Origin of the sequence: Mucilaginibacter corticis (assembly GCF_007558865.1) — a bacterium.
GTDB classification, from domain to species: Bacteria; Bacteroidota; Bacteroidia; order Sphingobacteriales; family Sphingobacteriaceae; genus Mucilaginibacter; species Mucilaginibacter corticis.
In genome coordinates this window covers 437,750-459,094 of sequence record NZ_VLPK01000004.1, presented here as the reverse complement: position 1 = coordinate 459,094, position 21,345 = coordinate 437,750, and the positions used below count along the sequence as shown (strand labels likewise).

The window sequence follows — 21,345 nt, the reverse complement described above, 5'->3', positions numbered from 1 at the left end:
AGCGCTATATTTTATCGGAGCGTTACACGCTATAGAGTAAAATTGTCTTGATCCGGGAAAGGAAATTGTGATGCCAGGAAAATTTTCTGTTTGCTCTTACATTTTCGATGTTTAGTTGTTCATTGGAAATGGAACAGCCTAACAAATTAAAAAAAGTGATCTGGATAGCCGTTTTGGTTTTCGCAGTTCTCCTGACCGGAATCTATTATTACAGGTATCATTTTGTATTTGGTGACGGTACAAAAGCAGGAACGATGAACTATTTCGTTCACAAAGGGTATGTTTTCAAAACGTATGAAGGGCGGCTCATCCAAAGCGGAATCCGGAGCCCTGTGCAGGGTAATATTCAATCTAACGAGTTTATGTTTTCGGTTACGGATCCGCATGTGGCTGACATTCTTAATAAGAACGCAGGCGCGTTTATGGAATTGCATTACAAAGAATACCTGCATACGCTCCCCTGGCGCGGCGTCAGCGTTTTTGTAGTGGATAGCGTGATCTCCGTAAAACCAGGAAATCTAAACCAGCCCTGAGGAAAGGCGAAAAAAGCGATATAAATACATTCATAAAGCCTTGAACGGGCCCTATCTGCTATGCCAGCTTTTGCAATCGCTCGGCTACTACCTTTAACAAATCCAGATCAGGTTTCGCCCCATCAGGGCCAGCTAAAACCCGATACTGACCTTCCTCATCCGGCTCAAATACATAATTATTATCCGCAATGGTGACGACGATGCGGAATGTATAACCAAAGCGCTGGAATGCTGCAGGTAGTTCATAAGGCTGTCCCCGAAAAGTCAGTTCTAAAAGAAAAGGCTCGTGCATTTTTTATGAGACGTTAAATTTAATGTGCGCCAGGTAAGGCACCAGGAAATTTTTGGAAGAAAATGCGTGGAAGCGCACAAGTTTATTCTCAAGCTGATCATAAAATACTTCAACGTAAAAACTGTTCACAGTATACAACTGTACCGCAAGACCATTTTCTTCACGGTCGGCCAGGAATGTGCCTTGCCAGACCGCATCCGCTTTTTCGGCGTCAGAAAGTGCATTAAAATCGTAAAACGTGAGCATAGTACAAAAATATGTTTATATGTTTAAGCTCCACCAATTATTAAAAATTAGTCTGCAAAAAAAACGTCTGGCGGGTCAGCTCTCAATTTGATTCAACATTCACCTTTTTATTCCTGACCATTAGTTTGGTAGCCAGCTTATTTTGCTTTTTTTCTTCATCACCTAATATAATTCCCCAAGGCTGCAGGCTTTCTACCCTATCAAATATAATTTTCAACGCGGCGATAACCGGAATAGACAGAAACATACCAGGAATCCCCCAAAACATTTCACCGATCACTACGCCCAATACGGTAATCAAAGCATTAATGCGAACCTTGGAGCCGACTACCAGCGGCAATAAAACATTGCTGTCTACCAGATGGGTGACCGCCAGGGTGACCATCACCCAAATCACTTTGGTACTATCCGGTGAAGTACCCAAAGTGACAACCGCGCTGATGATCAGTGCGGTAAAGATGCCGATGTAAGGAATGACATTAAATAAACCGGCAATCAGGCCGAGCAGGATCGCGTACCTGACACCCAGTACGGAAAAAACAATACTAACACCTACCGCTACAATTCCCATTTCGATCATCAAGCCAATAATATATTTACGGATCATGAATTGGACTTGTTCGATAATCTCATGAACCATTGTTTTATTTTCTTTCAGGAACACTGACTCCAGGAATTTCATGATCAGGCTCCGATATAGCAAAAAGAAAAATGAATAGATAAAGGTAAAGACCAGGAACAGGAGAATTGAGGATAGTGATAGAACGGTTGCGCCTACAGCAGCCGTATCCGGCGAGAGCACTTTATTAGCTGCCGTATTGACTACCCGGAGCTGTTTTCCGCGGGTCACATGAAGATTATCCTGAACCCAGCCCCGAAATTCCCAGAGCGAACGGCTAATCTGTGCCTGGAACTCTGGCCAGTCTTTAGCGAGGTCTGCTATTTGGGAGCCGATGACGTAGATCAATCCGCCGATAACGGACAATAAAAGTAATACGGCCAGCATGGAAGCAGCGCTGCGCGGCAGCCTTATTTTAAATTCAAAGAAGCGCGCCAAAGGCAGCAGCAAAATGGAAAACAAGCAAGAAAAAATCAGCGGAGAGAGGATCTCTTTGGCAATGATGACCAGATAGCCGATAGCGAAAAGACTGAATAACACGGCGGCCAGCTTGATATAAAAAGGAAGGTTAGTAAAAGTTTTTAGGTCCATATGAATCGTTTTAGTGATTTCACTTAGCAATAAACATTAGTTGGAGTTTTTATTTTGTGGAAAGGATGCACTATAATCTTTTAAACGCGGCTATTATGCAATCTTATATCAACGTTTCAGAAGAAGATAAAAACGAGCTTTTTGTTTCGATTGGAAGCGACAATCAAACAATAATTTAGCTGAGAGGTTATCAGGACAAATTATCCTGTATGATGTTAAAAGTATTCGCTCGCCTTACCTTATCCTTATTTTTCTTTTTACCGATAGCAGTGTTTGCACAGACGGCGAGCTCGATCATTCCGGACAGCGTAAAGAAACAGGATACGATACACCAGCGTGACCTGATTGATATCGCAAAATCGCTTGTTCGGATTCCATCGCAGAAAATGAAAACTGAAAAAGACAAAAAGCTTTACTTTTCTTTTTTGCCTTTTGGTGGTAATGTGCCAGGTGGTAATGGTCGGGCATTGATTACCAGTACAACCGCCGGAACTTACCTTGGCTCTCGTGAGACAACTTATGAATCTACGGCAAATTTTGCACCCTACTGGAATCTTGGCAGCCGTTTCGGCTTGCCCTTACATACCAGTGTTTGGTTGCCGGGAAACACGTATACCGTCCAAGGAGATATACGTTTTTTACGATATCCGCAATACACCTGGGGTTTGGGCAACAATACCGACGACGATCATAGGACATTGGTTGATTATAATTATGTCCGCTTTTACCAAAGTGTACTTAAAAGAATCAGGCCTTATTTATTTGCGGGCGTTGGTTATGACCTGGACTTCCATTCGGGAATCCACAGTGACGAGCAGTCAACAGACTTGAAACAGTTTACTGGGTACAATAACGGCACCGCTGGTAGCTCTTTTTCATCGGGGATCACTTTTAATTTATTGTACGATACGCGCAATAATGCGGTCAATCCGCTGCCCGGCGCCTATACGAATATTATTTATCGTGTTAACCCCACTTTTTTAGGAAGTAACAATTACTGGACCTCGCTTTATGTCGACGTTCGGAAATATGTACCACTGAACCCTGCAAAGCCGCTACAGCAAAATACAATAGCTTTTTGGTCTTATTTCTGGACCACGTTTAATGGCAATGTTCCATACCTGGACTTGCCGAGTATCGGCTGGGACCCTAACAACCGTTCAGGACGGGGTATGGATCAGAACCGGTATAAGGGTCGTTCGCTTTTCTACTTTGAAACGGAATACCGGCGGGATATTACCGAAAATGGCTTATTAGGCTTTGTGGTTTTTACCAGTGTGAATTCAGTTAGTGGATCGGGTTCTTTATTCACCTCTTGGCATCCGGCAGCAGGCACGGGCCTTCGTGTAAAATTTAATAAAGGATCGGGCACAAACATTGGGATAGATTACGGATTCAGCAAGGGATATAACGCCATATCTTTAAACTTGGGAGAAGCATTTTAATAAACAATTAGCTGCATCGAAGTAAACCGAGCGACTTAGGCCTAACGAATTTTTGCGGGGATGGACGCCTATTATTTCATGGCTTTCACTTTGGAGGCTGCATCGAAAGCCCAAGTGACGACCTGTGTCATTGTTTTCAGTAACTGAAAGTGATCGTTGTCATTGCTAATGTCGATTCCTGCCATTGTCCCAGCACCTGCACTATCATGCAGCACGTTGAAATAAATGCCGCCGACCATGAGCGCCATAACCGCCTTCAGGCTGATGCCCGTATTTTTAAAGTGATCATCGGCGAGTTCCAAAATACGGATTCCCTCCCGCTCCCTGTTCTCGCAGGTAGCGCGCATTAGCGGGTTGTATTCACTTATCTGCCAGAGTACTAACTTCTGCATTTCCTTTTCTTCCAGAAAATAGTGAAACTGGTCATGTAGCATATGGATGAAGCAATCCCGTAGTTCTTCTATTGTCGGATTTTCCGGGAGCACGAGGGATTGAAAATAAGGTATCCAGGTATCTTTACCGCTGATATAGGTCTTAAGTAAGCCGTTGAGACTATCGAAATACTCATAGATCATGGGTTTGCTGACATTTGCTCTTAACGCGATTTTATTGAGACCCAGGTGCCGGTGACCTCTTTCGGCAAGTGTATCGCCAACTGCCTTGATGAGGCGCTTTTTTCTGTCTTCGGGATTGCGTTTTCCAGGCATAGTATTTAAGCTAGAGGTTTATAGCCTTAAAGTTAAGCAGTGTTTTATTTGGAAGTGGTAGATAATTAAAAAAACAAATTGATTTTAAATTATTGATGCACCTATAAACGGCTATAAACGTGTAATTTGCAGTCAGTCTACTTTTTCCTGCCCAGTTTTGTGCCACCGGAATTTACCGGCCTAAGCAATAAAAAAATGAGCATACTAAACAACAGCGTTCGCCTTACCGGATTTTTAGGCAGCGCACCCGAGATCAAGGTCACTGAAAATCAAAAGAAATTTGCCAAGATCAACCTCGCCACCAACAATTATCGCAGAAACGATAATGGAGAAAGGATTGTCGATACGACCTGGCACCACATTGTGCTTTGGGAGAAACAAGCGGACCTGGCGGAAAAATATATGTACAAAGGCAGCAAAGTCGCTCTTGAAGGCCGTTTGTCCAACCGTTACTATACAGATGCCGACGGAATTAAGCGCTATACAAGTGTAATTATTGTTAACGAAGTTGACATCCTTACCAAAAAGGAGCAAAACTAAATGGCTGTTTGCAGTAATAGTGCAGCGCTGGATGGCATTGAAGCATTGATCATCCGGATCGAAACAAAAGTCACGCCGGGCATCGGATATTTCATTGTGGGCTTACCGGATGAATCTGTCCGTGAAAGTTTGATACGCGTAGAAAGCGCAGTTGATGCCGCCGGGCTGTACATGCCTCGCCAAAAAATCATAATCAGCATGGCCCCTGCCAGTATTCGAAAGCAGGGTGCTTTGTTTGACCTTCCCATTGCATTGAGCATACTGGCAGGTTCTGGTCAGTTGAATGAGAAGAACCTGGCTGACCTCTTGTCGGTCGGAGAACTATCCTTAAACGGAAAGTTGCGCCCAGTCAGGGGTGTGCTTTCTATGGCTTTACAAGCCTTCAAGGATGGGTTTCGCAGGATGATTGTCCCTTTGGAAAATGCCGCAGAGGCAGCAATGGTCGACGGTCTGGAGGTTTACGGATTGCCGGATCTGACCACAGTGATCGCCTTTCTTTTGGAAACAGAAATTTTTGAGACCGCAAAAAACACATTGATACATAGTACCATACCTGAAGTCGAAGACTTCAACGTTGACTTTGCTGACATCAAGGGTCAACCAGGAATGAAGCGCGCAATGGAAATTGCCGCCTCGGGTGGACATAACATCTTGATGATCGGACCGCCGGGTTCGGGAAAAACCATGATCGCCAAACGATTACCAACGATTTTGCCGCCGCTGACTTTACAGGAAGCATTAGAAATTACGCGTGTTTATTCCATTTCGGGGAAGCTGGAAAGCGGCAACCTGGCAAGCTCCCGGCCTTTTCGTGCGCCGCATCATACCAGCAGCGACATCGCTTTGGTCGGAGGTGGTACGAATGCGCAGCCGGGTGAAATTTCCTTGGCACATAACGGCGTTTTATTTTTGGACGAACTTCCTGAATTTGAACGCAAAGTGATCGAGGTGCTCCGCCAACCGCTGGAAGAGCGGTCAATTACAGTTTCACGCGCCAGTTTTAATAATACTTATCCCGCCGGATTTTTATTTATCGCCGCAATGAACCCTTGTCCTTGCGGTTTTTTTCACCATCCGTTCCGAAAATGTAGTTGTACAGGTTTGATGATTCGAAAGTATATCAGCAAAATTTCAGGGCCTTTATTGGACAGGATTGATTTACATGTAAAAGTTAATCCTGTGAACTACGCAGACCTTGGATCTATCAAACAGGAAGTTTCAAGTGAAGTAATCAGGCAAAAAGTAATCTCAGCAAGAAATTTACAGTACGATCGTTTGCCTTCTGTTGTGAATGCGCAAATGACTACAGAACAAACCAAACGATTTTGCACTCTCGGAAATACAGAACAAGAATTGTTGATACAAGCGATGGAAAAACATCGTCTCTCCGCCCGATCGTATGACCGAATACTAAAAGTAGCCCGGACGATTGCCGACCTGGACGATTCGGCGCGGATTACGCTTACGCATTTAGCGGAAGCAATTGCATTCCGTTGTTTTGACAGCGAATATTTTTCGTTTTAGTAAACTTCCCGTTTCCTGCAAACAATAATGGCACGATTGTCTTCATTGATCAGATAACCGTATTCGAAACAGAAGCGATAGATGTTCCCGGTTCCGGTAGGTTCGGCCTCACTTGTAAAGTACTTCGTATTGAACCCTTTACCAACCAGATCCCGCTCCCGCAGCCTTCCAACTTTATCTTCGGTACACAGGCTTTCCAATATGCTCCGATTATTCAAAATAATATTCTGGATCCTGGTGATGTATTCCGGGACACTCAAAATGGGTTGGTCGTCCGTTGAGATTTGCATTTCCTTGCGCTTCTTGTTATTGTAGTTGGTCCTGCAGTCGTTGTTGCAATAAAGCTTGTCGTCCCGGCCCGGCCCGAGGACTGCGCCGCAGTCTTTGCAATTACGCTGGGTGGTTTGTAAAGTTTCTGGTTCCATTTCGTTTCTTTTGGTGGTCAAGATAATACGGCTTTTACTTTTTTAGTGGTAGATAACTTATGCATTTATAAGCGTTTATACACGCTTAAGTGAATAAGATTCACGTTTGCACATTAGACCTTTGCTGGAAATTATTGAAGATGGAAAACAAAGCTTTGTTGCAGAACATCCTTGACTCCGAGCATTTTGACGGTGAATGCGGGCACTATTTTATTGATATTAAAAGAGCAAGTAACGCAAATCATTTTCTTTGCATAACCCGATTGCACCCTGTTATTGATCATAGCATTCGGCGCAGCCAAGTCATCCTTTTTGAAGAGGATATTCCTTTTTTTATGGAAGCGATCACTATGCTGCTCAGCAGGTATGCCAGCGGAAACCTTGGGGCGGCTTGCTGATATGGAAAGGAAATTGATTAATATAAAGGACTTATCGGTGACCGATCGCCCGAGGGAAAAATGTATTTTCCTTGGTGCAGCTCAGCTAACTAATGCAGAACTTTTGGCGATCTTACTCGGATCCGGTTCAAAACAGTTTCCACTCGCTGCCATCTGCGACGGCTTGATTGATTTGCTAAATAATGACATGACTGCTCTCTGCAGGACGACGGCTGAAGAACTTTCAGTTGTAAGCGGCATCGGCGTAGCCAAAGCGGTTACATTATTGGCTGCGGTCGAGCTCGGCAAAAGAAGTCTGCACAACTGTGCGCCTATATTATTGAAAGATGATGCTGGAATCGTCAAATTTATTAAGCCCCTGTTTGATCCAAATGAACTGCCGCAATATTACCTGCTGCTGTTAAATAACCGCAGCGAATTATTGGCTACTTGCGAGTTGGCTACAATAGCGCAGTTGCCGGATGTAAAACAGATCATGAAACTCAGCCTGGAAGCCGCCGCATTTGAAATCGTATTATGCAGAAATAATTTTTGTTTACCAAAAGACTTTGAAATTAAAGAGGCTGATTTTATGAAGCTATTGCAAGCGGCGGCCGACATGCTGAATTTGAAATTGCGGGGATTAGTGGTCCCTGACTGTTGACTTCTGCTTTGATTCCAACATTTTCACAATATCCTCCTGTTTATAATAAAACGTGCCCCCGATTTTGGTATAACAAATTATTCCTTTTTCCCTTAAGGTTAAAAGGGTTGCGCTAGATATCTTCAACATATTTTTGACCTGATAACTTTTGAGATATTTTACCGGCGTATCCGCCGGTTTTGTCATCAGCTCCTTCAGATCATTCAAGAGCTTTTCCCGAAATTCATCAAGGTCTTCCTTAGTGATTATTTGCAATGCCATAATAATTTCAAATGTCAAAATTATAGGATTCGTTTTTTTTACCATACCAAGTTCAAAATCTTGGTAAAGTTATTTTGAATTTTAGCTTGCTTTTCGTAACTTTATTCTATCAGAAATGATCGATTTTTAGTGATTTTAGGAAAAGGGTCGTAAACGAGACCTGTTTTAAATTTAACCATATATTGAGCTGATTTACAGCGGGAATTGCCATTCGGTACGAATCCCTCCGGCTCCACGAAATTAGTTACCGTAAGTTGAACGTTGTTCGACTTACGGTTTTTTGTTCATGAAAATCTAATTAATCTATTAAAGTGTCTTTTAAAGTTTTAATCAGTTTGGTTACTCTTTCATCAACTAAATTTTCTACCATGAATTGTCGGTATGTTCTATCTCCACCACGTAACGTTACTTCAAGCTTTTTGTCATAAGCTTCAACTATAATATATTTTTGATCTCGTCTTAATCCATGGTCAACTGATCGTGAAATTATTAATCGGTGTATTGACGTCCCAAGTCGGAAATAGCTATCCTGCCCTTTTGCTCTTAAGCTTAAAATAAATTGCAAAATTGGTTTCAAACTTTCAAAACTTGAATGGTTATTGATGAGATTTTCAAAGTAATGCTCTGTCTCAATCCATGAATCGGCAAATTGATTTAATATTACTTCTGTTCTGTTTTGCATAAAGAGATTGTATCAACATCAAAAATATTCATTTTCAATCAGTAATGAATGATTGGAGCAACCTCTATCCCTCCGGCTCCACGAAATTACTTACCGTAAGTTGAATATTAGTTTAGATTACGGTTTCAAGGAATTAGTCTTTAGAAAAGGCATAGATATCTCCACCATCACCTTTGCACTTACGAAAAAATTGTTTTGGTATTCCATGGTGAAAATCAACATAGGTTCTCAACCGTGAATCACAATCTTGGCCCTTATTTAAAAACACCAATTTATTGTTTTTTATATAATTTGGCATATCATCAGTAGTAGTTAAATAGTAGTTACCAAGGTAACTGTTGTTATCCGTATAAACCAATATGCGGTTAGTTGCCCTATGAGAAAAGCCCCAGATCCAAGTGGAAGTAAGTATTTTATATGCTTTGCCTTTAGTGGTTCTTACTTTACCGAGATACCGTAAATACGTGATAGTGCTATCTTCTGTATTTAATTTATAGGTCTTGCCTACATGGTTTAGGCGCAGCACCCTCAATATAACGTTATCTGATTTAGTTGTTTGTGCGTGAATAACGATCGTGATCAACAGAAATACAACCAACAAAAAGGCAGCTTTTTTCATTGTGTGCATTTAATCCTCTCCATCAATGGTAATATTAACAGTTTCGCTTCCGATGTTAAGCCCAAGTAGCAATTCTGTAGATTCTGAATCACTATCAACAATAATTAATTTATACCGGCCTTTTTCATGGGTAAAATCTACGTCCTCAGTAGATTTAATTCTGACGGTGATACTCAATGATTTATTTAGAGGGACATTAATGAACCACATTGGTTCTATTTTACCTTCGGTCAATTCGCCTATCAGATAAAATTCATTTCTGCTTTTTATCGCAAAACTATCAATAACAGCAAAAACGCCTTGAACCGGTTTAGTAATCATCAATATAAAGTTAGTGCATTTTAACCATAATCGGTTCTCGCGCAGGATTTTTCCATTGCGTCAACTACATCAATACTCACCTATATTGAAAGTAATTAATTAGATTAGATGACCAATTAAATTCATGTTTGATTATTACCTAAAGCGATTACCCCCCCTGCCTTATGACGAAATCACAAATAGTTTTAGTTATAATTTTATTGACATTTCATTCTGCCTATTCCCAAACAAAAGAAATAAGCGGCGACACCCTTAATTGGTTTAAAACAAATAAAATATTTCAACGAAATTTAAAATTAAAGGACTTTGAAAAATCGACCGATGAATTTGATTTCAGGTTTAGTTATTACGGACAAGTAATTGAAATTACAAAAGATGGCTCTGATATTAATAGTTATGTAACGAATTATACCTATCATAATAAAAGGGCAAACGGATATAAAACTGACACCTTATCTAACAAAGTGATTTTATCACCCGAAAAAGCTAAAAGCGTATACAATATCATAACAAACTCTGGGATCTTAAAATTGCCGTCTGACAATAAAATAAAAAACTGGCAACAGGGTGCTGACGGAATTACCTATATCGTTGAGTATGCTGATAAGAAGAATTACTCGCTAAAAACATATTGGGAACCATCTGACCAAGATTCTATTCCGGAAGCGTTAATAATGCTGAGTTTTATAAAAAAAATTTCTGAAGCCTTTAATTTAGACGAAATGTATACCTCATTTAAAAATGGCTTACCAAGGAACGGTTGTTATAATTCAGGGGGAATGTCAACTACTTGCTATATCTCAAACAGCTATGAATTAGGATATAGCAGCGCAACAAAAATGCCGTTTGGATTTTATGCTTCATATAAAGCCTCATATATAGGCAAAACGCAAGTAAATTCGGCGATTGCTTTACAATACAATTTTAAAAACGACAAGTTTTACCATTTGAATTTCGCGCTTTACAAATGGAATATACTAAGTAAAGATTCGCAGTTTTCTGACTTTATTGCCTATAATTATCAAGACAGAAAAATTGATATTGAAAACCCAAATAATGAATTTAAAAATCATCAAATTAAATATGGCTTAAATCTGAAAAATAATTTCAGTATTGGTGCCGGTGTAGATTATTTACTTAATGGCGACGAAAAAATTGGGACACATTTATACGCTTCCAAATATTTTCCCAAACTATACATCAGTACAATATTTACCTCTTCTGTATTTAACGATCAGATAAATTATAAAGCACAAATATTCAAATCATTTTACCTAAATCAGCATTTTTTCATACGCAGTGTTGCCTTAGGATTGGCCTACGAAAATTTCATGCATTACAAAGATCTTTCCTTTAATTTTCAACTATCATTTTAAAATAAACTGCCTTATCCCATCTGCACTAATCAATAAACTATTTACCCGGCTGTAGCGCGCTATTACAATACCACAGAAATGATGCCTGGCATCAAAAATAGGGCCTCCGCATTGTTCGGGCCTTAAAACCAGGTCGGTGGTATAGATCTGCTTAAAACCATCACGGCGGCGGCTTTTACCACCTGTAAAATGTTCGGCGGGGTGATCGTGTATGATCTCGGGCGGGTAGGTAAGTATTATCGCTCTTTCATTTTCCTCCGCTCCCCTTTTAACCTTTATTTTCAAAGTATCGCCCGGCCAGGTTTTGGACATAACATCGGCAAATGTGCCTGCATCTGCAATCGGTTGTCCGTTTAATTGCGTGACAACATCGCCGGTTTTGATTCCGCTCAAAGCCGCGGGCGAACCTGCCCTTACGAAAAATATCTTAGCGGGACTGCTGTTGTGCATGGGGGTTGCACCAAGAAAACCGGCACTGTTGGTCTTTGGCAGATCAAGCGGGCCGCCGCTTAGTATACCAGTAATCGTAGCTGTATCCGCCAAAGGCGCAAACAAAAAGCTGCCTGTTTGAAGTGGATGATCAGTTTCATTTAATTTAATACCGCCTTTCAACTTTGTGTTCGGTCGCAGTAATACCAGGTCTGTGTTGGGGTCACGAGCCATGATGCTAAGCGTTGTGTTACCCGCAGCTACATTACTACCTACCATGGAACTTTTGGAAACGACAAAAGTTTGTCCTTTGCAGAATAATATAGTACCCATAACGGTCTGCACTTTACCGTCAAGGTGGCTGGTCAGCTTCACGCAGGTACCGCTATAATTACCCGCTTTTGGCCAACTGGTTAAATGTAGCGAAGTTTTCACTGCCGGGATTGCTGATACAGTTTCAGGCCAACGATGATAAACAACAGGTTGTTGCAGGGCTGTCCAATATTTTTCATACAGATCAACCGGCACATCATAGTTTTTATCCTCAGCAATTTCAATGGCGCTGTGCAGGCCAATCAATTGGCCGGACAGATTAATCAAAGGGCCTCCGGAATCGCCCGGCTCCATTAAACAGGTTGAACTTATAAAGCCCCTGTTATTTAAAGAAGCCGTCACCTTGCCCAAACGCACCGTAGGCTGCGTTTGATTTAAACTTTCAGGATAAGCGATACTTAAACATGGTTCTCCCTTTTGAAGCGCGGCAGAACTACCGATCTCCACATTCGGCCAGTTTCCTTTAGTCACAATTTTCATCAAAGCAACATCAGGGATGGTCTTGTCATCAGCCAGTTCAATTTTACCGAGAGCCACGGCAATAGCTTCGCGGCCATCCGGAAACATTACCTTATAAGTATTACCCGGAACACTTACATGGGCAGCAGTCAGGATATAACCATCTTTAGCCACTACAGCACTAAACTGAGCGCCGGTGCGTACTTGTTGTAAGGTATCAAAACCCCATAGCCTTACACAGGCCGGCCTTACTTTAGCTATTGTTTTTTGTATGGCCGATTCAGCTGTTTGGGCCATTATGCGCTGCGGTATCCATGATACCAGCAGCGCAATAGCCAAAAACAATCGATAAGGTTTTATCATCATTAATTCTTAAACAGCTCGGCTAATTTCTTATTCAGATCTTCGCCGCGTAAGCCGGTTTGAATAAGGTTGCCATTACGGTCCACCAGAAAAGTCGCCGGAATTGCAGAAACGCCATAAAGTTTGGCGGCGGCGTTATTCTGACCATTCAGATCGCAAACCTGCGCCCATGGCATGCCTTCCTGCTGTATGGCTTTTAACCAATTGTTACGATTGTTGTCAAGCGATACTGACAATATCTCAAACCCCTTGTCTTTATATTGTTTGTATTGAGTAACCAGGTTTGGAATTTCCTGGCGGCATGGCGAACACCAGCTTGCCCAAAAATCAACCAATACCACTTTACCTTTGTAAGCTGAAAGCGAAACCGGTTTACCTGACGGATCAACCTGGGTAAAGGCCGGCGCGGCCCCACCCACTTTCAGGCGGTAATGCGCGTCAATAAACTCCTTGATGGTTTTGCCATTTTCAGTAGCCTGTATCTCAGGGCTAAAGGTTTTGAAGATCTGCTCAGCCGTAGTTACAGTTTTATCATTAGCAGCAGTGCCAAAAAGCGCTACCGGCGCGAAAAACGATGCCGGGTGCGTTTTAGCAAACTCCAGGTTTTTTGTTTGAAAATCAGCGATCATTTTAAAGTGATGGCGGGCTACCTGGTTGGTAAAAGCCGTGTCTTGCCCTAATTCGGGTGCTGCCGCGATCTCCGCGTTCGAGATCTTGTCAATATCCCATGGCATCGGCCCTACCGCTTTTGCGTAGGCCGCATACTCATCGTAAGTTTTAGAACCTGTCATCTGAGCATTAGCCAGAGAATCTTTTGATGAAATGTTTAATGTTTCATCGCCGAAATGAAAATAGATCACATCGCCGCCATGCGTTGAAATTTCGCGCCCCACGCCTTTATGATCAATAGCCATGCGTACCGAGCTATAGGGGCTCATGTGACCCGTGAATTTAAAAGCGCCATTTACCAATGTGGCAGAATCTGTATGATCATGCCCGTCGGTCATAAAACTTAAGTAAACTTTAGGTCCGTTTAAGTTACCTATTTTTCCGTTAACGGTAAAGCCTGTTTTTGGTGCCTGCGCCACAGCCATTAAACTAATTGCTGTTAATGCCAGGCTGCTTAATATTGTTTTCATAATTGTATGTTTTTTATAGATAATGTTTTAGCGAATAACTATGTCAACCGGTGCGCCCGGTATGCCGGTTATGGTTTTGGTAATATTTCCATTTTTGCTTACGCTTACATCCAGCGTGTACAAACTACCTGAAGTGCCGGCAGTAAGGGTGTTGCCATCGGCGCTTAACTTGATCATGGTTACTTTTTGGCCGTTAAAATTGGCATCAAGTGCGTGCAGGTCTTCATTAAGCGGGTTGTAGCGGTAGATCTTATCGGCCGAAGTAAAGTAAAATACGTTCACGGCTGATCTTTGCCATTTTGTATCGGCAGTCACCAGGGAGGCACCTTTAAACACACGTTTACCATAAACATGAATAGCGCGTGCGCTGTAATTATCCATATCCACATAAAAAGACAGCTCATACAGTTGGCTGTCAGCGTCTTTTACGTAAGCGTAAGACTGGCCTGACTGAGCCTGCATGAATACCATATTACCGGTACCAATATGTTTGGGATCAAAGGCAGTACCATCTACAGTGAAGTCATTGCCCATGTAATTGCCACCACCATCAAAACTGATAAAAGATTGCGCGACAGGATCAAAACCGAAGAAAAATCCTGGGGTACGGGTAAAGAAGTTAGAAAGCGTGTAATTACCGGATTGCGCGCTTGAAAACTTCCCAAAATCAGGCGCGAACGGTGCCGTGGTGTTTACCGACAAATACAGTTTGCCATTTATCACGCCGGTGGGTATAGTTGTTGATGCTTCAAAATAACCCAGGTTAATAGTAGCCGGCGCTGTAAAGAATTGCTGGTTAAAGTAGTTTTTTAGCAGCATGGTGTTACCATCTATTATAACGCTTTGGTGTACGGGATCCTGGGCTATCACCCAATAATTCTCCACCGTTCCAGGCTGATATGTCACAGGCTTGGCAAATAATTGCGTCGGGTTAGCGGGCAGGTCTTCGCCATTTAAAGATCTGTACAAGTTGGGCAGTATTGTATTATCAGGTTTGATAAATGATAATTTGGTTACGCCATTGTCTACACTCAATACGGCAGTACCTGCCGAAAACTGCGTACCACCCAGGATCTTGAACGGGAAGAAATATTTGATACCGTTACGCTTATCTGTAATGGTAAGCTTGGCATCACGCAGTTGAGGCGCAAGATTGTATACGATTTTAAGCGGATAGCCGGTATAAGTATCGGTTCGCGCATCTTCAGCTACGTCAATTTCCCACTCGTAGCTTAAATCCGTTAAATAATTGGCTCCCGCTATGGTAACTTTAGGCGCCAGTTTAAGGGTATCTCCCACTAAAGCATTAAAAGTTGAATCCTTAAATTCAGTAACTATCGGTTCGCTTGGGGTATGATAAGTATAGTTGCCCAGGTCCTTTTTGCAGGAGCCAAGCACAACTATTGTCAAGGTCAACAGTAAAATAAGTTTATTTTTCATTGTACCGGGTTCTTAATTAAATGATGATTTGGTTACCATTTTCGTCAATGAAAATGAGTTTATTCACCGATGGAAAATATTTCAGCCAGAACTTTTTGTCGGGCGTACTCGTGTTATAGAAATCATAATCGCCGCTGTTATCGGTACGCTTGGTTAGCGTATATCCGGCAGCCGGATTTTGCTGTACCCAGGTAAATGGATCCTGCAAAAACTCGTGCACGTTGTTGATATAATACAAACAACGCGGAATCTGCAAGTAAAAATTAGGGTCTATGGCACCATTAAGCTGCACCAAATCGCGTGTACCTGACGAGATCAGAAAAAGCTGGTGCTTGACACGGCTATAGGCACCTAATTGACCCCAATAAGGCCACCAATTCGGTTCTTCCAGGCGATTAGAAAATGTGATTTGTTTAGTGCGCAAAGCCGGCGGCAGATCGGCAGTAAAACCTGTCCCCCCGCTTACAACTACAGAAAGTTTAACCGTTTTATTTTGCAAAGCAGTATCGCTGTTAAGCAGAATTACGGGTACGTGCACCACACCTGAATCGGCCGGCATCGTATAAGTTGCTTTAAGCGGCTCATAATGTTTAGCTGCTACAGCAGTTGTATTTTTCGGATCGGCCGTTAGCACAAAACTGCGTGGCTGGTGTGTGCGCTCGCCGGAGACAGTAACCTTCACCCAAACAGTGTCGCGCAGCTGGGCCGGCGAGTAGGCAAACGTATAGGTGTAAGCCGCAGTATCAGCGCTTGCCGGGCCCAGGTATATATTATCCTTACCATTTGGTGAGCTATAGGTGGTAAGGCTTTCTTTTTTACAACTGATGATGACCAGTGTAAGGGCGAATAACAAAAAAGTATTTTTCATGTCGTTATGCGTTTAATTGGTCCGGTAAGTAAGTTCGTCCTGTGGTTTCGGGAACACGAAGATGCTGTTTGAAGGCAAAACGGTTTGCGTAGACGATACTACCACCGCATGGTTCAACCGTTTGTACATATAGAATAGCTGATTTTCGCCATAAAACTCTTTGCGGGCTTCTGCCAGCAAGCGGGTGATGAAAGCGTCTTTAGCAGGTGCAACAGTTAATGTATTGCCAATGCCACGTTTGGCCCGGATAGTATTGTAGTAATCAAGCGCGGCTGATGGATTGCTGTCAAAACTGGCCTCGGCTGCTATGTAATACATTTCGCTTAAGCGGATAGCCGGCGCAACCAACGGATGCAGGTTAGCCAGCGGTGCAGGATTCTCTACAAATTTTTGCAGTATAGCACGGTTAGGTCCGCCAGTTACTGACGCGGTAGACACAAACCACTGCTTATAACGCCAGTCTTCAGCACCATCGCCACCGGTTTCATAGATATCAGAAACCTGGTCGACAGTAGCGCTATACTTTGGGTTTGAATTGGTATAACGGTCCTGAAGAAAAGAAACCTCGTTACTGTTGTCAATAAACCATGATGCTACCAGTTCCGGATAAAAAATACGGTCGCGTTTCTGCGGATCACTGGCAAAAAAATCATCCTGCTTAGTAAACGGAAACTTCAACGACTTGATAATCTCCTGCGCATTGCTTAAGGCATTTGCATTGTCGCCTTCATATAGGTAAACCCTGGCCAATTCGCCGCAAACGGCATAATAGTTTAAGCGCTGGCGACGGTTCTGCATAAACAGGTCGTTAACGGCCAGTTCAGTTGAGTTGTTTGACGGTGGAGTACCTACCGGTGGATAACCAACGATATAGCCGGCCGACAAGATCGGATCGTCTTTAAGTAATAATTTTGCAGCCTTTAGATCAACAAGTAGCTGATCAATAGTTTGCTTAACTGTTGAATTAGGCGTGCTCTTGACACTAACTTGCGTTACGTACGGAATAGCAGTTTGACCTGCACCTGTAACATATGACGGAGCAAACATCCGCAACAGATCAAAATGAAGATAGGCCCGCAGCGCCAGTGCCTCTCCTTTTATCAATTCGCGGTTATTGCCGCTGAAACCCACCTTGGGGTCATCAACAGCTGCTAAAAGATAGTTACAATTGGCGACAGCACGGTATGCTGTTGTCCAGGTATCATAATTTTTGCTGACTACAGATGGCAATGTATAATTAAAGTTGGCGGTCTGCTGTAAAATAACATCGTTAAACTGATAGTTCTGCGAGAGGATATCATTCATAAAAGTCAGATTGGCGCCGTATAATGAAGTAGACGAGCACAGCGAATAAACACCGTTGAGCGCTTCTTCAAAACCCTGCTCGGTTTTAAAAAGATCGTCTTTATCAATCTGCGATGCGGGTTTAACATCCAGGAACTTGTTGCAGGATGTTAACGCGATTAAAATGGATATGTAAAATAATTTTTTCATGTCGGATAATTAAAAGGTTGCCTGTAAAGAACCGGTTAAACTACGTGCGTAAGGATAGTTGATCCCACGCTCCTGCTGTATGCTTGATGAATAAAAAGCATCATTTACGGTAAGCGTGGCGCGTAATGATTGCATGCCTATTTTTTTGGCAAAGGTTTTCTTAACATCGTAAGACAGCGTTACCGATGGCAGGTCGATAGTATTTTCACGCTGTACAAAACGAGAGGTGGCGTACGAGGTGCCAAGGTCTGCAATGTTTTTAAACAGCGCCTTATCTCCCGGTTGTTGCCAGCGCTCAGTTAACGCGCGGCTGTCAACATTAAATCTCGGGTCGGCGTTTTCTACGCGGTCAATCAGCGTTTGATTAAAGGCCTGGCCGCCAAACTTGTAATGAAACTGAAAGCTTAGCAAGAATTGCTTATAGGTAATATTACTACCGATATAACCTTCGGCTTTTGGTTCCATATCGCCAATGGGTTGTTCGTCAACCGGGTTCCAGTCATACGTTAGAGTACCATCACGTTTTACCAAGAGCTCTTTCCCGTTTTCCGGGTCAATGCCTAATGATTTTACACCCCAAATGGTGTATAAAGATTGTCCTTCCTGGTAATGCAATAGTGGTACCCCTTGCGCACCGTTAGCTGTATTTGCCTGGTAAGCGTTAACAGCATCATTATAAGCTTTTAGCGAGTTCGATATCTTTACAATTGTATTTTTATTATGCGATAAGTTGCCAATGATATTGATATTCAGATCCTTGGTTCTGTAAGCATTAACGGTTAAATACAACTCGTACCCTTTGTTACTCATGTCGCCCAGGTTGGCGTCATAAGTTGTAAAACCGGTGGATGGAGCAATATTGATACTGTTAACCAAGCCCTTGGTAAGCTTATAATAATAATGCGGGGAGATAACGATACGGTCGTTTAAAAACCCTAACTCCATAGCATAATCGTAGTTGGTTGTTTTTTGCCATTTCAGATCCTGATTGCCATAGGCATTTACTACTGCACCTACGCCAGTTGAATACCAGTCTGATTGATAACTGTATGTAGTATTAGCCAATGATGGCGGGAAGTTCACCGAACCTGTTAAACCTGTAGTAAAAGTGAGCTTTAAACGGGAAATTGACGGGAAATTAGTTTTCATAAAATCCTCATAATGCATATTCCAACCAATACCGGCGGCCCAGAAAGGCGCGATACGTTGGTTAGAACCAAAGGCCGACGAACCATTGGCGCTTAACGTTGCATCCAGCAAATATTTGTTTTTATAGGCATAGTTACCCGTCAGGAACTGCGATATGGTTCTTGTAGTAGCTACGTCGCCTGAGGGGGACGAATCAGGTGTATAGGTACGTGCAAAACCTATATTTGTGAACCGGTCGTTAGAGAAACCACGGGCCTGGAAGCCTTTAAAATCTTCGTTTGAGGTATAAACCTGCGAGTTCAGTACGGCGTTGATGGAGTGATCTCCAATTTGCTTATTATACACCAACTTTAGGTTACCGTTCAATGTCAGTAAATTATCGGCAGAGTAGTCATAACTGCCACGATTTTGAATATCGCTGGTAGGGCCATAATAAAAGGCGTTACTTAAAGGCGATACAAACTTATCTGAAGTGGTTTTGGCATTAAGGACACTAAACAAACCGATCAACCGTAAACCGGGCGCAAGCCTCCAATCGGCAGAAAAATTATCCAGGAACTCCAAATAAGCAGAACGATCAAAACTACCCAAGGTCGACTCAAAAAGCGGGTTATAAACCGGCTCGTTTTGAATTTGGTCAGGCCCTTTTTGGTGTGTATCTACACGCCAGTTGGCTAATTCACGTAAATAGTTACCATTTGGATCCCTGATTGGATAATAAGGGTTCATAGCGACATAACTCGAAAAATCGCCGTATTCGCTATTGGTCGATTTTACCTGGCTAACGCTTACCTCGTTTTTAACCAACAAGGTTTTGGTTGGGTTATAAAAGAAACTCATGCCGCCTGTATATCGGTCGCGGCCCGAGCCTTTCATTACACCCGGCGCGGTTTCATAACGCAGATCAATACCGTACCGAAAAGTAGAGTCGCCGCCTTCGGCGTATAACGAATGTTTCATGCCATAGGCATTTTGCAGCGGTTGCGACAGCCAATAGCTATTAACACCACTAACCACATTACGCAGTTTATCATAATATTCCTGGTCAAGTTGATCCTGGCTCTCGGCAGTACTATTTACCGTACTGTATAAACCGGCCAGCTTTTCATATTTCAGCTTGTCGGCAGCATTTAAAACATGGTAACCGGTAAGGTCAGGTGCTTGCACCTTAAGCTCGTAGTTGTAAGTAAGCTGCAGTTTACCCGGGACAGGCGCGCGGGTTGTGATCACTATTACCCCATTAGCGGCTTTTGAACCGTAAACCGCGGTAGCGGCAGCATCTTTCAGAATATTTACAGAAGAGATCCGGTTCATATCCAAATCGACCACTTTTTCCAACGAAACTTCAAAGCCATCCAGGATAAACACCGGTTGGTTATAATCGCTCGATAAGTTGTTACGATCAATAATTTCCCCTTTTACCGATGGCAGTGTTGTTGAACCACGCACGGTAATTTTTGGTAACGAGTTTGGGTCTGACCCTAACAGGTTGTTATCCGCAATACGAAACGATGGATCAAACGTTGCTATACTCTTGATCAAACTTTGAGGGTTCACCTTAAGCAGATCTTCTCCTTTGATCGTAATTGCAGAACCGGTATAATTGTCCTTTTTGATAACCTGGTAACCGGTTACTACCACGTCATTAATATGGTTATTACGCATGGAAAGCTGAACAACCAACGGCTTTTTATCAGAGGCTACTATTTCTTTGATGTTGTAGCCCACATAACTAAAAACAAGCACGTCGCCGGCATTAGCCGCCAGTCCAAAATCGCCGTCAGCATTACTTTGTACATGTATTGGCTTGTTTTTAACGCTGATGTTTACACCAATTAAAGGTTCGCGCGTTGCACTGTCAATAACTTTACCCTGGATGATCAAAGGGGCCATTATAACAGATGGCGGCAATGGTGTTTCTGCTTTTGTTGTCTTTGCCGGGCTGATAACTATCGTTTTGTCGACAATGTTAAAATCTAACCCAAGATGCTGTAAACAGGTACGCACCGCATCAGTAAGCGTCGCGTTTTTTAATTCGATGTCCTGTGTTTGATGAACATTTATTTTACCGGTGTAAAAAAATGTGTAACCGGTTTGTTTTTTGATGTCTTTAAACAGGGTTTCAAGCGAGGCATTGTGCCTGGAAATAGTTACAGTTTGGGCGAAGCCAGCAGCAGAGAGCTGCAAAACGCCGACCAGTAACAAAATGGTAGTCAACTTCATAACTACATAAGTTTTGCGCTTCGCCTCCTCTGAAAAACGCACAGAGCGGCAAAGAAAAATTAATTTCATATTTTTGAGAAGAATGAGGTGATAAAAAAGCAGCACGGTGTCAACGTGGGCTGCTAACCTTTTTTACAGCCGGCGGCACGCCAATGCCCCGGCTTTGTTATTCCTGAAGTGTCTTAGTCGATTTTTTGCATAGCGTGTGGTTTAATCAGTTAATAGT

At 42.5% G+C, this 21,345-nt stretch carries 22 protein-coding genes; 7 read left to right on the top strand and 15 right to left on the bottom strand.

What is annotated here, in order from left to right:
• Window positions 1-128 precede the first annotated feature (128 nt).
• Complete coding sequence (locus FO440_RS20675) at window positions 129-533, top strand: hypothetical protein (RefSeq protein WP_144250195.1); 405 nt, start codon at window positions 129-131, stop codon at window positions 531-533.
• Between the two features lie 58 nt (window positions 534-591).
• Here the strand turns inward: FO440_RS20675 and FO440_RS20670 are convergent, their stop codons facing one another.
• From FO440_RS20670 to FO440_RS20660, 3 genes are all read right to left on the bottom strand, one after another.
• On the bottom strand, window positions 592-825 hold the full coding sequence (locus FO440_RS20670; protein ID WP_144250194.1) for a hypothetical protein: 234 nt from the start codon (window positions 823-825) through the stop codon (window positions 592-594).
• 3 nt (window positions 826-828) lie between these two features.
• Window positions 829-1,071, bottom strand: coding sequence for a hypothetical protein (locus tag FO440_RS20665; protein WP_144250193.1), 243 nt, complete (start codon window positions 1,069-1,071; stop codon window positions 829-831).
• An 82-nt stretch (window positions 1,072-1,153) separates the two neighbouring features.
• Window positions 1,154-2,281 (bottom strand): AI-2E family transporter, encoded by a 1,128-nt coding sequence (locus tag FO440_RS20660; protein WP_144250192.1) that lies wholly within the window; start codon window positions 2,279-2,281, stop codon window positions 1,154-1,156.
• Between the two features lie 209 nt (window positions 2,282-2,490).
• Between FO440_RS20660 and FO440_RS20655 the strand changes: the two genes are divergently transcribed.
• The gene (locus FO440_RS20655) at window positions 2,491-3,726 is read left to right on the top strand and encodes a BamA/TamA family outer membrane protein (RefSeq protein WP_246104287.1); all 1,236 of its coding nucleotides are present in this window, start codon (window positions 2,491-2,493) and stop codon (window positions 3,724-3,726) included.
• A 71-nt stretch (window positions 3,727-3,797) separates the two neighbouring features.
• Here FO440_RS20655 and FO440_RS20650 read toward each other — a convergent pair whose 3' ends face one another.
• A complete protein-coding gene (locus FO440_RS20650) occupies window positions 3,798-4,433 on the bottom strand; it encodes a TetR/AcrR family transcriptional regulator (RefSeq protein WP_144250191.1) in 636 nt (211 codons plus the stop codon).
• 195 nt (window positions 4,434-4,628) lie between these two features.
• On the opposite strand from FO440_RS20650, the gene FO440_RS20645 reads away from it, so the two are divergent.
• Window positions 4,629-4,973 (top strand): single-stranded DNA-binding protein, encoded by a 345-nt coding sequence (locus FO440_RS20645; RefSeq protein ID WP_144250190.1) that lies wholly within the window; start codon window positions 4,629-4,631, stop codon window positions 4,971-4,973.
• Entirely contained in the window at window positions 4,974-6,497 is a 1,524-nt protein-coding gene (locus FO440_RS20640) for a YifB family Mg chelatase-like AAA ATPase (protein WP_144250189.1), read from the top strand.
• Here FO440_RS20640 and FO440_RS20635 read toward each other — a convergent pair.
• On the bottom strand, window positions 6,494-6,922 hold the full coding sequence (locus tag FO440_RS20635) for a hypothetical protein (RefSeq protein ID WP_144250188.1): 429 nt from the start codon (window positions 6,920-6,922) through the stop codon (window positions 6,494-6,496). The two genes, FO440_RS20640 and FO440_RS20635, sit on opposite strands and share 4 nt — an antisense overlap.
• A gap of 140 nt (window positions 6,923-7,062) precedes the next feature.
• On the opposite strand from FO440_RS20635, the gene FO440_RS20630 reads away from it, so the two are divergent.
• Both FO440_RS20630 and FO440_RS20625 read left to right on the top strand, forming a co-directional pair.
• Complete coding sequence (locus tag FO440_RS20630; protein ID WP_144250187.1) at window positions 7,063-7,320, top strand: hypothetical protein; 258 nt, start codon at window positions 7,063-7,065, stop codon at window positions 7,318-7,320.
• Window positions 7,289-7,963: a UPF0758 domain-containing protein gene (locus FO440_RS20625; protein WP_186292733.1), complete on the top strand. Its 675-nt coding sequence runs from the start codon at window positions 7,289-7,291 to the stop codon at window positions 7,961-7,963. The genes FO440_RS20630 and FO440_RS20625 overlap by 32 nt, the downstream gene beginning before the upstream one ends.
• On the opposite strand, the gene FO440_RS20620 is transcribed toward FO440_RS20625, so the two are convergent.
• The 4 genes from FO440_RS20620 to FO440_RS20605 form a co-directional block, all read right to left on the bottom strand.
• A complete protein-coding gene (locus FO440_RS20620) occupies window positions 7,943-8,242 on the bottom strand; it encodes a helix-turn-helix domain-containing protein (protein WP_246104286.1) in 300 nt (99 codons plus the stop codon). The genes FO440_RS20625 and FO440_RS20620 overlap by 21 nt on opposite strands.
• Before the next feature lie 280 nt (window positions 8,243-8,522).
• Complete coding sequence (locus tag FO440_RS20615) at window positions 8,523-8,906, bottom strand: hypothetical protein (protein WP_144250185.1); 384 nt, start codon at window positions 8,904-8,906, stop codon at window positions 8,523-8,525.
• 133 nt (window positions 8,907-9,039) lie between these two features.
• Window positions 9,040-9,525: a hypothetical protein gene (locus FO440_RS20610; RefSeq protein WP_144250184.1), complete on the bottom strand. Its 486-nt coding sequence runs from the start codon at window positions 9,523-9,525 to the stop codon at window positions 9,040-9,042.
• A 9-nt stretch (window positions 9,526-9,534) separates the two neighbouring features.
• Window positions 9,535-9,846, bottom strand: a complete 312-nt coding sequence (locus FO440_RS20605; RefSeq protein WP_144250183.1) for a hypothetical protein — start codon at window positions 9,844-9,846, stop codon at window positions 9,535-9,537.
• Window positions 9,847-10,010: 164 nt separating this feature from the next.
• Here FO440_RS20605 and FO440_RS20600 point away from each other — a divergent pair, with 164 nt between their 5' ends.
• Window positions 10,011-11,222, top strand: a complete 1,212-nt coding sequence (locus FO440_RS20600) for a hypothetical protein (RefSeq protein WP_144250182.1) — start codon at window positions 10,011-10,013, stop codon at window positions 11,220-11,222.
• Here FO440_RS20600 and FO440_RS20595 read toward each other — a convergent pair.
• The 6 genes from FO440_RS20595 to FO440_RS20570 are packed head-to-tail and all read right to left on the bottom strand — an operon-like array spanning window position 11,214 to window position 21,188.
• The gene (locus tag FO440_RS20595; protein WP_144250181.1) at window positions 11,214-12,809 is read right to left on the bottom strand and encodes a S1C family serine protease; all 1,596 of its coding nucleotides are present in this window, start codon (window positions 12,807-12,809) and stop codon (window positions 11,214-11,216) included. The two genes, FO440_RS20600 and FO440_RS20595, sit on opposite strands and share 9 nt — an antisense overlap.
• A complete protein-coding gene (locus FO440_RS20590; protein WP_144250180.1) occupies window positions 12,809-13,945 on the bottom strand; it encodes a TlpA disulfide reductase family protein in 1,137 nt (378 codons plus the stop codon). The genes FO440_RS20595 and FO440_RS20590 overlap by 1 nt, the downstream gene beginning before the upstream one ends.
• Window positions 13,946-13,972: 27 nt before the next feature.
• On the bottom strand, window positions 13,973-15,385 hold the full coding sequence (locus FO440_RS20585; RefSeq protein ID WP_144250179.1) for a PKD-like family lipoprotein: 1,413 nt from the start codon (window positions 15,383-15,385) through the stop codon (window positions 13,973-13,975).
• A gap of 16 nt (window positions 15,386-15,401) precedes the next feature.
• Window positions 15,402-16,253 (bottom strand): DUF4843 domain-containing protein, encoded by an 852-nt coding sequence (locus FO440_RS20580; protein WP_144250178.1) that lies wholly within the window; start codon window positions 16,251-16,253, stop codon window positions 15,402-15,404.
• Window positions 16,254-16,265: 12 nt separating this feature from the next.
• Entirely contained in the window at window positions 16,266-17,747 is a 1,482-nt protein-coding gene (locus tag FO440_RS20575) for a RagB/SusD family nutrient uptake outer membrane protein (protein WP_144250177.1), read from the bottom strand.
• 9 nt (window positions 17,748-17,756) lie between these two features.
• The gene (locus FO440_RS20570) at window positions 17,757-21,188 is read right to left on the bottom strand and encodes a SusC/RagA family TonB-linked outer membrane protein (protein WP_246104285.1); all 3,432 of its coding nucleotides are present in this window, start codon (window positions 21,186-21,188) and stop codon (window positions 17,757-17,759) included.
• Window positions 21,189-21,345: the final 157 nt, after the last annotated feature.